Raw genomic sequence first — 13,311 nt, 5'->3', positions numbered from 1 at the left:
GGCAGGCTATCGCCTCCATGTCGATTGCGCCTGAAGGCGGTTATGCCAGCAGCGTGCGGACCATGTCGGGGACCAGCAGGCTGGCGGCCCCCAGTCGGCTTTCCTCGAAATAATCGCTGCCCGCCGACGGATCGAGATTAAGCTCCAGCGTGCGCGCACCGGCATGGCGCGCCGTCTGAACGAAGCCGGCGGCGGGATAGACCGCGCCCGATGTGCCGATGGACACGAACAGGTCCGCAGCCCGCAGCGCCACATCGATCCGGTCCATCTGATATGGCATTTCACCGAAGAACACGATGTCGGGACGCAAGCGCGGCTGCCCACACGCATCACATCGCGATTCGGGCGGAAGGTCGACGGACCAGGCAACGGCGTTGCCGCAGGCCGCGCACAAAGCCGAGTTCAGTTCACCGTGCATGTGGATGAGGCGCCGCGCGCCCGCACGTTCGTGCAGATCATCGACATTCTGCGTCACGATCAGCAATTCGCCCGTCCAGGCCCTGTCCAGCGCAGCCAGCGCATCATGCGCCGCATTCGGCACGACATCCGCCAACCGCGCCCGCCGCTCGTCATAGAAGCGGTGCACCAGCGCAGGATTATGCGCCAGCGCCTCGGGCGTGCAGACATCCTCCACCCGGTGCCCCTCCCACAATCCTTCGGGACCACGGAAGGTTGCAAGTCCGCTTTCTGCGGAAATACCGGCACCGGTAAGAATAACGATATTGCGAATATCCTGCTTCATCCCGCAGCGACGCCCAGCTGGTCCAGCCAGGCCTGGGCCTGCTTGGGTTCGCCGACGGCGCTGGATGCGACCGGCCCCCGCGCCGCCAGAAACTGCTGGTGCAGGGCAAAGGGTTCGACGCCCAGCCGGTCACGCAGATCATCGATCTGCTCGGCCAGTTCCTCCAGCGCCGCGATCACCGGTGCTACGCGTGCGCGCGCCGCCCGATCCTTGTTATGATCGAACAACCCCCAGCTACCGGCCGCCGTGGCGCGCAGCGCCGCGACCAGCACCTCGCCATATTCGGTTTCCAGTTCCGCACGACGATTGTCCATGCGTTCGAGACGATCCGCTTTAGCCATGCACCCTGCTTTAGTCCCGGCCAGCGGCCCGTCAATCATGCCCGTCACCGAGGGATGACAAGGCAGCAGGAGTCTGGCATCGGCCAGACGAACCCTTTTTCAAGAACACAGGCCAGAACATGACCAGCATCGGGATTTTCGGAGCGGCGGGCCGCATGGGCCGCGCCATCGCGCAGGCGGCGGTGGATGCCGGATATGACATCGCCGGCGGGACGGATCGCAGCCAGCAGGGCGAACTGGTGCCCGGTATCGCGATCACCAGCGACCCGGAGGCTCTGGCCAAGGCCAGCGATGTGCTGATCGACTTTTCCGTGCCTGCCGCGCTGGCCGCCAATCTCGACGCCTGCATCGCTGCGAACAAGCCGATCCTGATCGGCACGACGGGGCTGGAGGCCGAGCATCATGCGCTGATCGATCAGGCAGCCGCGCATATTCCCGTGCTGCAGACGGGCAATACGTCACTGGGCGTCAACCTGCTCGCTGCCTTGGTAGAGAAGGCGGCGGCCAGCCTGGGCGACGACTGGGATATCGAGATCGTCGAAATGCACCATCGCCACAAGGTGGACGCACCGTCGGGCACTGCGCTGCTGCTGGGCGAAGCGGCGGCGAAGGGGCGCGGCATCAACCTTGCCGACCATAGCGAGCGTGGCCGCGACGGTATCACCGGCGCGCGGGCGAAGGGCGCGATCGGCTTTGCCGCGCTGCGCGGCGGATCGGTGGCGGGCGACCATCAGCTGATCCTGGCGACCGAGGGCGAGCGGATCGAACTCGGTCACCGCGCCGAGAACCGCACCATCTTCGCGCGCGGCGCGATCAAGGGCGCCCGCTGGCTCGCGGGTCAGCCGGTCGGCCGCTACGACATGAAGGGCGTGCTGGGGCTCTGATGCCATGAACAAGGCGCAGATCTTCGACTTTTTCAGCCGCCTGGCAGAGGCCAATCCCGCCCCGGTGACAGAGCTGGAATATGGCAATGCCTATCAATTGTTGGTCGCGGTCACCCTGTCGGCCCAGGCTACCGACGTCGGCGTCAACAAGGCGACCCGCGCCCTGTTCCGCGAAGTCGAAACACCGCAACAGATGGTCGACCTGGGCGAAGAAGGGCTTAAAGCCCATATCAAGACGATCGGCCTGTTCAACACCAAGGCGAAGAATGTCATCGGCCTGTCCGAGATTTTGGTGCGCGATTTCGACGGGGAAGTGCCGCAGGATCGCGACACGCTGACCACCCTGCCCGGCGTCGGCCGCAAGACCGCCAATGTCGTGCTCAACACCGCGTTCGGGCAGGAGACCTTCGCGGTCGACACCCATATCTTCCGCGTCGGCAACCGCACCGGCCTGGCGCCGGGCAAGACGGTATTGGCGGTCGAGGACAAGCTGGAAAAGCGCGTGCCCCAGCCGTTCCGCCGCGACGCGCATCATTGGCTGATCCTGCATGGCCGCTATGTCTGCAAGGCGCGCAAGCCCGAATGCTGGCGCTGCATCGTCTCGGACCTGTGCCGCTTCAAGCCCAAGACGCCGGAACCCGGCAGCGTCGCAAAAGCCGCCTGATCCGATTCGCGGACGATGCTAGGATGAGGACTGATTTCGCCGCCGCGAATCGTCATCTCTGCAAAGGAGAGAGAAGATGCCCGTCCGCCCCGCCCCTCGCCTCATAATCCTCGGCCTGGCCCTTGCCTGCGGCCTGACGCCGGCCCTCGCCAAGACCAGCAGCAAGCCCGATCCCTATATCGCCGACGGCGCAGCGGTCGATTGCATCTCGATCAACCAGATCCGATCCAGCAACGTCCGCGACGACCGCACCATCGATTTCGAGGTCAGCGGCAAGAAGATCTACCGCAACATCCTGCCCAACAGCTGCCCCAGCCTGGGCTTCGAGCGGCGCTTCGCCTACAGGACCAGCGTCTCGCAGCTCTGTTCCGTCGACATCATCACCGTGCTGACCAGCGGCGGCCCCGGCCTGCAACGCGGCGCCAGCTGTGGCCTGGGTAAATTCCAGCCGATGGTGAAGGCACCGAAATAAGATTTGGGAACAGGCCATTTTGTGGCTGGCGTGGTCCGAAGCGCTTTGCTAAGCGCCCCTTCTGACCAGCGTCATGCACCCATAGCTCAGCTGGATAGAGCGTTGCCCTCCGAAGGCAAAGGCCAGTGGTTCGAATCCACTTGGGTGCACCAAATTTCGACAGACGAGATGTTATGGACAGGCCGTCGCCAGGCTTGCCCTGCTGTGCGCTTCGTCGCATCATGCCGTCATGACCAAATATCTCATCTCCTTCCCTAGCGAGGCGATGCAAGTCAGCGACGCGGACTTTCCCGCCGTCGCCGCAGCAGCCCATGCGGTGATCGAGGAAGCCAAGGTGGCCGGCGTCTATGTGTTTGGCGGCGGGATCGATGAGCATGTCGCGCCGGTGCAGGTCTCAGCCGACGGAACGGTATCGGACCAGATTTATCCGGGAAGCGTCATCAAGGGCGGATTCACCATATTGGAACTCCCCTCACGCGACGATGCCGTGCAATGGGCGAGCAAGATCGCCCACGCCTGCCGCTGTGCCCAGGAATTGCGCGAATTCATGTATGATCCGGCGAGCTAGGGCGAGAGCCGAGGCCGCCCACATCCAACTGCGCCGCATGGCTGGCTAGAACAGCACCGCTTGCGTCGACTGCGGTTCCCGTGCGCCTTCGAGGTCCAACAGGAATTTCTTGGTCTCGATGCCACCGGCAAAGCCGGTGAGCGCCCCATTGCTGCCCACCACCCGGTGGCACGGCGCAATGATCGATATCGGGTTGCGGCCATTGGCGGCGCCGACGGCGCGTGTGGCGGTCGGCCGGCCGATGGCCCGGGCGATGTCGGCATAGCTGCGTGTCTCGCCGAACGGGATGGCGAGCAGCGCGGCCCAGACCTGGCGCTGGAAATCGGTGCCCTGGAATTGCAACGGGACGGAGAAAAGCCGCCTTGTGCCGGCGAAATATTCGCCTAGCTGCTTTGCGGTTTCCAGCAGGACCGGATGGTCCGGCGCTTCGATCCGATCGTCCAACCGAACGCGGGCGGGATCATCATCAGGCCACAGGATCGCCATCAGCCCTTGGCTACCGGCAACCAGTGTCAATTCGCCCACGGGCGAGCCCATGTTCATGCAGGCCAGCGTCATCATCATTCTCCATGCTTCATCGCTGGAGATAGGCGATGATCCCCGCCCCTGCTTCCTGCCGCTTGCGGTCAAAGTCCGCAAGCGGCAGGCCAGCCTCAGTTCAGGCCGCCGCCCATGGCGCGGTACAGTTCCACCATGTTGGTCAGTCGCGCCAGCCGTGTCGTCACCAGCGCCTGTTCGGCGGTGGACAGGCTGCGCTGCGACACCAACGTCGGCAGGAAGCCGTCGACGCCGGCGCGGAAGCGCGCCTGTGACAGCTCATAGGCCTTGCGCGCAGCGTCACGCTGCGACGTCTGCGCCTCGACCTGTTCCGTCATCGTGCCGCGCCGGGCCAGCGCATCGGCGACTTCGCGGAAGCCGGTCTGCACGCTCTTCTCATAGGTGGCGAGCATCGCGTCATAGGTCGCCTTGGCGTAGCGCAGATTGCCCTTGTTCCGGCCGAAGTCGAAGATCGGCAGGGTCGCGCTGGGCGCCACCGACCAGGTATCGCTGCCCGACTTGAACAGGTTGGACAGGCCCGAGCTGATCGTGCCGAACGCCGCCGTCAGCGACAGCTGCGGGAAGAAGGCCGCCCGTGCCGCGCCGATATTGGCATTGGCCGCGATCAGCTGATGCTCGGCCGACGCGATGTCGGGACGGCGCAGCAGCAGGCTGGACGGCAGGTCAGCCGGCAGATCCTCCCGCGTGACCGGGCCATCGGGCAATGCAGATGGCAGATCTTCGTTGCCCAGCGTCGTGCCCGCCAGCAGGTTCAGTGCATTCTGGTCCTGCGCCACCAGCGTCGTTGCGGCCGCGATCGCGGCGCGCGCCTGGTCATAGCTGGTCTGCGCTTCGCGCACGTCCAGTTCGGACGCGATCCCCTTGTCGAACCGCGCCTGGTTGAGGTCCAGCGTCTCCTTGAAGGCGGTGGCCAGCACGCGGGCAATACGCAGCGCTTCCTGATCGGCGGCCATGGTCACCCAGGCCGTCGCCACTTCCGCCACCAGCGCGGTCTGCGCCGCATTGCGGTTTTCGACCGAAGCGAAATATTGCTCCTGCGCCGCCTTGGTCAGGTTGCGCACCCGGCCGAACAGGTCGATTTCCCAGGCCGAAATGCCGACCTGCGCCTGATAGACGTCGGTATTGAGGCGCTGGCTCTGGCCGAACTGGACCAGCGGCTGTTCCGAATAGGTCGCCGTGCCGGTGGCCCCGACGGTCGGCAACAGATCGGCCCGCTGCACCTTATATTGCGCCCGTGCCTGCTCCACATTGGCGACAGCAATGCGCAGGTCGCGATTATTGGCCAGGCTGGTCTCGATCACCCGGACCAGGCGCGGGTCGGTGAAGAAATCGCGCCAGGCGGTATCGGCCGGCACGATCGCCGCGCCGCTGTCCGCGCTATAGGCCGGCCCCTGGGGGCTGGCCTGCGGCACCGGCAGTTCGGGGCGGGCATATTTGGGCGCCATGTCGCAGGCGGCCAGCGTCAGCGCCAGCGAGGCGACCGACATTGCTTTGATAGTACGCAACATTCTTATGCCTCCTGCGGTGCGTTCGGCGTTTCGCCGTCGGCGCTACGCTGTTCTTCCCCTTCATGATGTTCGCGGAACAACCGCTTCACCACGGTGAAGAAGACCGGCACGAAGAAGATGGCGAGGACAGTGGCGGACAGCATGCCGCCGACCACGGCCCAGCCGATCGCATTCTGGCCGCCGGCGCCCGCGCCCTTGGACAGGGCGAGCGGCAGCACGCCGAAGATGAAGGCGAAGCTGGTCATCAGGATCGGCCGCAGACGCAGCTTGCCCGCTTCCAGTGCCGCCTTGGCCGGTGGCAGCCCTTCACGCATCTTCTCTTCGGCAAACTCCACGATCAGGATCGCGTTCTTCGCCGACACGCCGATGGTCGTGATCAGACCCACCTGCAGATAGATGTCGTTGTTGAGCCCCGCCAGCGTCGCCGCGATCACCGCGCCGAGCACGCCCAAGGGCACGACCAGCATGACCGCGATCGGCACCGACCAGCTTTCATAGAGCGCCGCCAGGCAGAGGAAGACGATCAGCATCGAGAGCGCATAGACATAGGGCGCCTGACCACCGGACGTCTGTTCCTCATAGGAAATGCCGTTCCAGGCAAAGCCGATACCGGCCGGCAGCTTGGCGGCAAATTCCTCCATCGCCTTCATCGCGGTACCGCTGGACACGCCAGGTGCCGGGGCGCCCTGAATGTTCATCGACGGCACGCCATTATAGCGCTCCAGACGGGCCGGACCCTGGACCCATTCCGTGGTGGAAAAGGCCGAGAGCGGTGCCATCACGCCCGTGCTGCCACGAACGTGGAAGGCATTGATGGCGTCCGGCGAGGTCCGGAACGGCGCATCGGCCTGGACGAACACGCGCTTCACGCGGTCGCGGTCGATGAAGTCGTTGACATAGGTGCCGCCCAGGTTGGTGCTGATCGTGTCGTTGACGTCCGCCTGGGCGATGCCCAGCGCACCGGCCGCCGCCTGATCGACGTTCAGTTTCAATTGCGGCGTATCTTCCAGGCCATTGGGACGGACCTGCGCCAGGCGCTTGTCCCCCATCGCCATGCCGAGCAACTGGTTACGCGCCGCCAGCAGCTTGTCATGGCCAAGATTGGCCTGATCGAGAAGCTGGAAGTCGAACCCGGACGCATTGCCCAGTTCCTGCACCGCCGGCGGCACGAAGGCGAAGGCCATGCCCGACGAAATCTTCTGGAATGCCATATTGGCGCGCAGGGCGATCGCAGGGACGCGGCTGTCCGCGCTCTTGCGCTCATGCCAGTCCTTCATGCGGGCAAAGACGATGCCGACATTCTGACCCTGGCCCACGAAGCCGAAGCCGGCGACCGTGAACACGGCCGAGACATTCTTCTTCTCGTCGACCAGATAATGGTCGCGCATCCGCGCCAGCGCACGCTCCGTTTCTTCCAGCGTCGTGCCTGCGGGCAGCGACACCTGGTTGATGATGATGCCCTGGTCCTCGTCCGGCAGGAAGCCGCTTGGCAACCGCAGGAAGATGAAGGCCATGCCGACGACGACCAGGCCATAGACCAGCATGGTCCGGACCCAGCTGCGCTCAACCTTCTCGACGCCCGCGCCATAGCGGACCACGCCCTTGTCGAAGGTGCGGTTGAACCAGTCGAAGAAGCGGCCAAGTATCGACCCGATCGGCCCGTTCCAGCTATGCCCGTGCGAGGCGGGCTTGAGGATCGTGGCACACAGCGCCGGGGTCAGGATCAACGCAACCAGCACCGACAGGATCATCGACGACACGATGGTGATCGAGAATTGCCGGAAGATGACGCCGGTCGAGCCGCCGAAGAAGGCCATCGGCAGGAACACCGCCGACAGCACCAGGCCGATGCCGATCAGCGCGCCGCTGATCTCGTCCATCGACTTCTTGGCCGCTTCCTTGGGGCTGAGGCCCTCGTCCTGGATCAGACGCTCGACATTCTCGACGACGACGATCGCGTCGTCGACCAGCAGGCCGATCGCCAGCACCATGCCGAACAGGGTCAAGGTGTTGATGGTGAAGCCCGCCGCACTCAGGATCGCCAGCGCGCCCAGCAGCACCACCGGCACCGCGATCGTGGGGATCAGGGTCGCCCGCCAGTTCTGCAGGAACAGGAACATGACGACGAAGACCAGCAGCACGGCCTCGAACAGGGTATGGATGACCTGCTCGACCGACAGCTTGACGAAGGTCGAATTGTCGACCGGGAAGTCATATTTGACCCAGCTCGGGAAATTCTTCGACAGCTGGTCGACGCGCGCCTTCACCGCTTCCACCGTGTCGAGCGCGTTCGCGCCCGGCGCCAGCTTGATGCCGAATCCCGAGGCCGGATGACCGTTGAACTTCACACCGAAGCCATAGGTTTCCGCGCCCAGTTCGACCTTGGCAACGTCCGACATCAGCACGACCGAACCGTCGGCATTGCTGCGTAGGCGGATATTGCGGAATTCTTCCGGCGTGCGCAGCCGCGACTGGGCAGTGACGGTGGCGTTGAGCGCCTGCCCCTTGGGCGAGGGCGAACCACCGATCTGGCCGGCCGACACCTGGGCATTCTGCGCGACGATCGCCGACTTCACGTCGCCGGTGGTCACGCCCAGATTGGCCATCTTATAGGGGTCGAGCCAGATGCGCATCGCATATTGCGAGCCGAACAACTGGGTGTCGCCGACGCCGGTGACGCGGCTCAGCGGGTCCTGCAGGCTGGACGCGATGAAGTCCGCCGCGTCCTCCTGGTCATGGATACCGTCGTCCGAATAGGCGGCCATGATCAGCAGGAAGCTGGACGTCGACTTGCCGACGCGCAGGCCCTGCTGCTGCACTTCCTGCGGCAACAGGGGGGTCGCCTGCGACAGCTTGTTCTGCACCTGCACCTGGGCGATGTCGGGATCGGTACCCTGCTCGAAGGTCAGGGTAATGCTCAGATTGCCCGAACCATCGCTGGTGGACGCAAAATAACGCAGATTGTCGATACCCTTGAGCTGCTGCTCGATGATCTGCGTCGTCGTGCTTTCCAGCGTCTGGGCGTTGGCGCCGGGATAGGTGGTCTGGATCGTCACCGCTGGCGGGGCGATTTCCGGGAACTGCGCGACCGGCAGCGACCGGACCGCGAGCAGACCCGCCAGCATGATGACGATGGCGATGACCCATGCGAAGATGGGCCTGTCGATAAAATAGCGGGCCATGGTTTAGTGCGCCTCGCCTGCGTTCGATGCCGCACCGGGTTGCGCGCCGCCTTCGGGCGCGGTCACCTGCTGCGGCGCGCCGGGCTTGACCACCGTGCCTGGGCGCAGATTGACCAGCCCCTCGACGATCAGCTTGTCGCCGGGCTTGAGCCCACCGGTGACGATCCACTTGTCGCCGATCGCGCGGTCGACGGTGACCTGGCGCACCTCCACCTTGTTGTCCTTGCCCACGACCATCGCCGTCGCCCGGCCCCGCGCATCGCGCGAAATGCCCTGTTGCGGCGCCAGGATCGCCTGGGTGCGCTCACCCTCGATCAGCTTGGCACGGACATACATGCCCGGCAGCAGCAGGCCGTCGGTGTTCGGGAAGATCGCGCGCAGCGTGACCGCGCCCGAACTCTGGTCGACGGTCACGTCGGAAAAGGCCAGCCGGCCCTCGACCGGATAGACGCTGCCATTGGGCAGGATCAGCTGGATGCGGGCGCCCTGCGCCTCGCTGATGCCGCCGGCCTTCATCGCCTGCTTGAGGTCGATGATCTGCGCCGCCGACTGGGTGACGTCGACATAGACGCGGTCGGTGCGCTGGATCGTGGTCAGCGCATCGGCCTGCCCTGCCTGGACCAGCGCGCCCGGCGTCAGCAGCGACCGGCTGATGCGGCCGGAAATGGGGGCACGGATGCGGGTGAAATTCTGGTTCACCTGCGCCGCCTGCACCGCACCCTGCTGCGCTGCAACATTGGCGCGCGCCTGCTGGGCGGCGGCATCGGCATCGTCATATTCCTGCTTCGACACCGCGTTGATGCCGACCAGTTCCTTGTAGCGCTGGGCCTGCAGGCTGGTCGAGCGGATCGCCGCCCGGGCATTGGCGAGCGAACCCTGCGCCTGGGCCAGGGCCGCGCGATAGGGCGCATCGTCAATCTCGTACAGCACCTGCCCGGCCTGGACATTGCCGCCTTCGGTAAACAGGCGGCGGCGGATGATGCCGCTGATCTGCGGCCGGACTTCTGCCGTTTCAAAAGCCGAAATACGGCCCGGCAGCTCGTTGAGCAACGGCGCCGTCTCGGTCTTGAGCGTCACCACGCCCACGCTGGGCGGCGGCGGCGCGGGCGGCGCCTCCTGACCGCAGGCACTCAGCGCAAGGGCCGAGGCACAAGCCAGCAATCCGATGAAGTTCCCCTTTTGCATCGACTTTCCCATTCCGATAAATATCGCTGGACCGGAATGAACGTTCATTCCGCTTGCCGCGCACCTAAGAAGCTGTCAGAGGGAATTCAAGAGAAAAACAACTTTCCGAGGGTAAAATGGTTGCAGCGCAGCATGAAAAAAGCAGTCGCGACCGTATTCTTGCGGCGGCGCGAGACCTGTTCAACAGCCATGGTTTCCACCAGACGTCCATGGCCGAACTCGCTTCCGCCGCGCAGGTATCAGTGGGGCAAATATATCGGCTTTTCAAAGGAAAGGAAGATATCATCGAGGCCATTGTCCATACCGACGCCGATCAGTGGGCGGAGGATGTCGATATTTTGCGCAAGCGACTGGACAGTGGCGAACTGAGCATCGATGCGACGTTCGAGCAATTGATGCTGCAGGTCATCGATGAAAAGGATGAGGCGCTGTCGTTCGACATCCTGGCCGAAAGCTTTCGCAATCAGACCGTTGGCGAGATGATCGGCACGATGTGCGGGCGTTTCCGCAATGATATCCGTGACTTCGCCTGCGCCGCCAATCCGGAACTATCGGGCGAGGCGCTGGATGGTGCGGAGGAAATGATCCTGGCCTGCATGTTCGGCCTCGGCCATCGCAGCCTGTCGCGCCCCAACCTCAGCGCGGAGGCCTCTGCCCGCCGCGCGGCACAGATGATCGTCGCGGGACTGAAGGCGGTGCGTTAGGCGCCCGCCACACGTCCATAGAGTGCCACAGTCTCCCGCGCGCACCGGTCCCAGCCGTAGCCGGCCGCGACGACAAGCCCTGCATTACGCGCCATATTGCGCCAATCCGTATCGACCAGTGCCTGCTCCAATCGCAGAGCGAAGGCGGGCACATCCTCCGGCTCCACCAGCATCGCCGCGCCGCCCGTCACCTCCGGCAGGCAGGAGGCATTGGCGACGACCACCGGCACTCCGCTCGCCATCGCCTCGACCGGTGGCAGACCAAAGCCTTCATAGACAGACGGATAGACGAACAGCGCAGCACCGGCATAGAGCAAGGGCAAATCCTCCTCCGGCACGAAGCCGAGATAGCGGACCCAGCCTTCACGCGCGCCCTGTGCCATCAGCGCCTGAACGTCATCGCTGAGCCAGCCCGCGCCCCCGGTCACCATCAACGGCCAGCGGTTGCGTACGGATGGCGGGAGCGCGGCCCAGGCCTGCAGCAGATGCGGGATCCGCTTGCGCGGCTCAACGGTCGATACGCACAGTGCATAGCCTTGTGGAGACAGGCCGTAGCGCGCCAGGGCAGGTAACGTTTCCGCTGCCGCGCGGGGCATGAAGGCCGGACTGGCTGCCAGCGGGATCGCGGTGACCCGGTCCGGTGCGATGGACAGGAAGTCGATCACCTCGTCCCGGGTCGTGGCGCTGTCCGTGACGATATGGGCCGCGCGCGCCAAGCTGGCCGCAAACTCCCGCTCGAAATAGCGCAGCCTTTCGGCCGGATGGGTTTCGGGATAACGGAATACCGACAGGTCATGGACGGTGATCAGCCCGCCCTCCCCGATTTCCGGCAGGAAATAATTGGGGCCGTGAAACAGATGGCCCCGCGCGATGAGGCCATCGCGCCAGCGCCGCAGCCCCTTGGTCCGGTTGCGTAGCCAGCGATGGACCTTGTGGCGACGCGGAATACCGTCCGGGATCAGCAGCCGCGACGGATCCTCGATCCAGTCGCCATTGCGATAGAAACGCACGGCGTCGACCTCGGGCGCGGCACCGATGCGCTGCGCCAGTTCCCAGCTATATCGGCCAATCCCCGACAGGCGCGGCTCCAGCGCTTCCACCGACAATATGACACGCAGGCTCATTCGACCAGCACGCCGCCCTTCACCACATCGGTCACATGCTGCAGCACCGTGACGTCCTGCAGCGGGTCACCCTTGACCGCAACAATGTCGCCATAGCGGCCGACCGCGATCGCCCCGACATCCCCCTCCTGCCCCAGCGCCTTGGCGCCGCTGACCGTCGCCGCCTGGATCGCCTGGATCGGGGTCATGCCCCATTCGACCATTTTGGCGAACTGTTTGCCGTTGTCGCCATGGGGATAGACGCCGGCATCGGTGCCGAACAGCATCGGCACGCCCGCCTTCACCGCCTTGCGGAACGTCTCGCGCTGCAGCCGCCCGATCAGCTTTTCCTTGTCCAGGCTTTCCTGCTCGGTGCCATTCGCGGTGCCGGTCGCCAGGATATAATCGTCATTATAGATATCCATGTCGAACCAGGTCTTCTTTTGCGCGGCCAATTTGATCGTTTCGTCATCGGCCAGGCTGCAATGCTCGATCGTGTCGATCCCCGCCTCGATCGCGGTACGAATACCGTCATTGCCATGGGCATGGGCCGCAACCTTCAGCCCCAGCATATGCGCTTCATCGGCGATCGCCTTCATCTCCTCGAAGCTCAACTGCTGTGCGCCAACCGAATCGCCCAGTGAAAAGACGCCCCCGGTCGCGCAGATCTTGATGACCCGCGCACCATATTTGTGCAGCCAGCGCACCTTGGCGCGCGCCTCCTGCGGGCTGTCGACCACCGACGGCTCCTTGTGGTCCATCGACGGCGGCAGGCCGCCGCCATCGCAATGCCCGCCGGTCGCGCCAATCGCATAGCCGGCGGGGATAATGCGCGGCCCCGCAATATAGCCTTCCTCGATCGCCTGCTTCAGCCCGACATCGGCGAAATCGGCCGAACCGACGTTGCGCACCGTGGTAAAGCCGGCCTTCAGCGTGGTCTTCGCATTGGCAACGCCGACGGCGGTCCAGAAACTGTCGGTATAGCGCAGCCCCTGATAGCCGCCCACCTCCGCCAGCGCCGTCAGATGGACGTGCATATCGATCAGGCCCGGAAGGACCGTTTTGCCCGACAGGTCGATATGCTTGACGTCGCTGCCCCAGCGCACGGTGCGGGCATCGGCGATGCTGGTGATGCGCCCGTCGGTGATGAAGATGGCGGGATGGTCGACCGTCCGGCCGGCCAGCACATCGACCATATGGTCGGCGGTCACCACGACCTGCTCCGCTTCTGCCGGTACCGCAGACCCCAATGCCAGCGCCATCGCGCACAATAGTCCACCGACCTTGTCGGTCGCGATAAGGGTCCTGAACGTCATAGAAGCATGCCCCCCAGCAGCAAGAATTGCAGCGCAAGTGCCTGGGCACTCCATCTGCGCCCCGGCGTAGCGGCGAAGCACCGG

Annotated in this window: 13 protein-coding genes and 1 tRNA gene; 6 read left to right on the top strand and 8 right to left on the bottom strand. The window is 64.7% G+C overall.

Going from position 1 to position 13,311, the window contains the following annotated elements:
• Positions 1 to 40 precede the first annotated feature (40 nt).
• A complete protein-coding gene (locus PMI04_RS09415; protein ID WP_007704901.1) occupies positions 41 to 742 on the bottom strand; it encodes an NAD-dependent deacylase in 702 nt (233 codons plus the stop codon).
• Positions 739 to 1,083 (bottom strand): hypothetical protein, encoded by a 345-nt coding sequence (locus PMI04_RS09410; RefSeq protein WP_007704902.1) that lies wholly within the window; start codon positions 1,081 to 1,083, stop codon positions 739 to 741. Before PMI04_RS09410 ends, PMI04_RS09415 begins: the two co-directional genes overlap by 4 nt.
• A gap of 119 nt (positions 1,084 to 1,202) precedes the next feature.
• Between PMI04_RS09410 and dapB the strand changes: the two genes are divergently transcribed.
• From dapB to PMI04_RS09385, 5 genes are all read left to right on the top strand, one after another.
• The gene (dapB, locus tag PMI04_RS09405; RefSeq protein ID WP_007704904.1) at positions 1,203 to 1,967 is read left to right on the top strand and encodes a 4-hydroxy-tetrahydrodipicolinate reductase; all 765 of its coding nucleotides are present in this window, start codon (positions 1,203 to 1,205) and stop codon (positions 1,965 to 1,967) included.
• 4 nt (positions 1,968 to 1,971) lie between these two features.
• Entirely contained in the window at positions 1,972 to 2,631 is a 660-nt protein-coding gene (gene nth, locus PMI04_RS09400) for an endonuclease III (protein WP_007704905.1), read from the top strand.
• Positions 2,632 to 2,707: 76 nt separating this feature from the next.
• On the top strand, positions 2,708 to 3,103 hold the full coding sequence (locus PMI04_RS09395) for a hypothetical protein (protein WP_007704908.1): 396 nt from the start codon (positions 2,708 to 2,710) through the stop codon (positions 3,101 to 3,103).
• Between the two features lie 75 nt (positions 3,104 to 3,178).
• Positions 3,179 to 3,255, top strand: a tRNA-Arg gene (locus tag PMI04_RS09390).
• A gap of 77 nt (positions 3,256 to 3,332) precedes the next feature.
• Positions 3,333 to 3,671: a hypothetical protein gene (locus PMI04_RS09385; protein ID WP_007704910.1), complete on the top strand. Its 339-nt coding sequence runs from the start codon at positions 3,333 to 3,335 to the stop codon at positions 3,669 to 3,671.
• A gap of 45 nt (positions 3,672 to 3,716) precedes the next feature.
• Here PMI04_RS09385 and PMI04_RS09380 read toward each other — a convergent pair whose 3' ends face one another.
• The 4 genes from PMI04_RS09380 to PMI04_RS09365 all read right to left on the bottom strand — a co-directional run bounded on the left by PMI04_RS09380 (position 3,717) and on the right by PMI04_RS09365 (position 10,104).
• Positions 3,717 to 4,229, bottom strand: coding sequence for a methylated-DNA--[protein]-cysteine S-methyltransferase (locus PMI04_RS09380; protein ID WP_007704913.1), 513 nt, complete (start codon positions 4,227 to 4,229; stop codon positions 3,717 to 3,719).
• A gap of 95 nt (positions 4,230 to 4,324) precedes the next feature.
• Positions 4,325 to 5,734 carry an efflux transporter outer membrane subunit gene (locus PMI04_RS09375; RefSeq protein ID WP_157178060.1) on the bottom strand — a complete coding sequence of 470 codons (1,410 nt, stop codon included), beginning with the start codon at positions 5,732 to 5,734 and terminating at the stop codon, positions 4,325 to 4,327.
• A gap of 5 nt (positions 5,735 to 5,739) precedes the next feature.
• A complete protein-coding gene (locus PMI04_RS09370) occupies positions 5,740 to 8,919 on the bottom strand; it encodes an efflux RND transporter permease subunit (protein WP_007704917.1) in 3,180 nt (1,059 codons plus the stop codon).
• A gap of 3 nt (positions 8,920 to 8,922) precedes the next feature.
• On the bottom strand, positions 8,923 to 10,104 hold the full coding sequence (locus PMI04_RS09365) for an efflux RND transporter periplasmic adaptor subunit (RefSeq protein ID WP_007704919.1): 1,182 nt from the start codon (positions 10,102 to 10,104) through the stop codon (positions 8,923 to 8,925).
• Between the two features lie 116 nt (positions 10,105 to 10,220).
• On the opposite strand from PMI04_RS09365, the gene PMI04_RS09360 reads away from it, so the two are divergent.
• Positions 10,221 to 10,808, top strand: coding sequence for a TetR/AcrR family transcriptional regulator (locus PMI04_RS09360; protein ID WP_007704922.1), 588 nt, complete (start codon positions 10,221 to 10,223; stop codon positions 10,806 to 10,808).
• On the opposite strand, the gene PMI04_RS09355 is transcribed toward PMI04_RS09360, so the two are convergent.
• Positions 10,805 to 11,932: a glycosyltransferase family 1 protein gene (locus tag PMI04_RS09355; RefSeq protein ID WP_007704927.1), complete on the bottom strand. Its 1,128-nt coding sequence runs from the start codon at positions 11,930 to 11,932 to the stop codon at positions 10,805 to 10,807. The genes PMI04_RS09360 and PMI04_RS09355 overlap by 4 nt on opposite strands.
• Positions 11,929 to 13,227: an amidohydrolase family protein gene (locus tag PMI04_RS09350; protein ID WP_007704930.1), complete on the bottom strand. Its 1,299-nt coding sequence runs from the start codon at positions 13,225 to 13,227 to the stop codon at positions 11,929 to 11,931. The genes PMI04_RS09355 and PMI04_RS09350 overlap by 4 nt, the downstream gene beginning before the upstream one ends.
• Positions 13,228 to 13,311: the final 84 nt, after the last annotated feature.

The sequence above is a fragment of the Sphingobium sp. AP49 genome, from assembly GCF_000281715.2.
Classification (GTDB): domain Bacteria; phylum Pseudomonadota; class Alphaproteobacteria; order Sphingomonadales; family Sphingomonadaceae; genus Sphingobium.
The sequence above is the reverse complement of the archived record's forward strand: the minus strand, read 5'-3'. Positions and strand labels throughout refer to the sequence as shown.

Bases quoted from the DNA above. Each gene is read 5' to 3' on its own strand.
- PMI04_RS09385 (WP_007704910.1), top strand. From the start codon at position 3,333: ATGACCAAATATCTCATCTCCTTCCCTAGCGAGGCGATGCAAGTCAGC.
- PMI04_RS09365 (WP_007704919.1), bottom strand. From the start codon at position 10,104: ATGCAAAAGGGGAACTTCATCGGATTGCTGGCTTGTGCCTCGGCCCTT.
- PMI04_RS09360 (WP_007704922.1), top strand. From the start codon at position 10,221: ATGGTTGCAGCGCAGCATGAAAAAAGCAGTCGCGACCGTATTCTTGCG.
- PMI04_RS09350 (WP_007704930.1), bottom strand. From the start codon at position 13,227: ATGACGTTCAGGACCCTTATCGCGACCGACAAGGTCGGTGGACTATTG.
- PMI04_RS09380 (WP_007704913.1), bottom strand. From the start codon at position 4,229: ATGACGCTGGCCTGCATGAACATGGGCTCGCCCGTGGGCGAATTGACA.
- nth (WP_007704905.1), top strand. From the start codon at position 1,972: ATGAACAAGGCGCAGATCTTCGACTTTTTCAGCCGCCTGGCAGAGGCC.
- PMI04_RS09370 (WP_007704917.1), bottom strand. From the start codon at position 8,919: ATGGCCCGCTATTTTATCGACAGGCCCATCTTCGCATGGGTCATCGCC.
- PMI04_RS09410 (WP_007704902.1), bottom strand. From the start codon at position 1,083: ATGGCTAAAGCGGATCGTCTCGAACGCATGGACAATCGTCGTGCGGAA.
- PMI04_RS09395 (WP_007704908.1), top strand. From the start codon at position 2,708: ATGCCCGTCCGCCCCGCCCCTCGCCTCATAATCCTCGGCCTGGCCCTT.
- PMI04_RS09355 (WP_007704927.1), bottom strand. From the start codon at position 11,932: ATGAGCCTGCGTGTCATATTGTCGGTGGAAGCGCTGGAGCCGCGCCTG.
- PMI04_RS09415 (WP_007704901.1), bottom strand. From the start codon at position 742: ATGAAGCAGGATATTCGCAATATCGTTATTCTTACCGGTGCCGGTATT.
- dapB (WP_007704904.1), top strand. From the start codon at position 1,203: ATGACCAGCATCGGGATTTTCGGAGCGGCGGGCCGCATGGGCCGCGCC.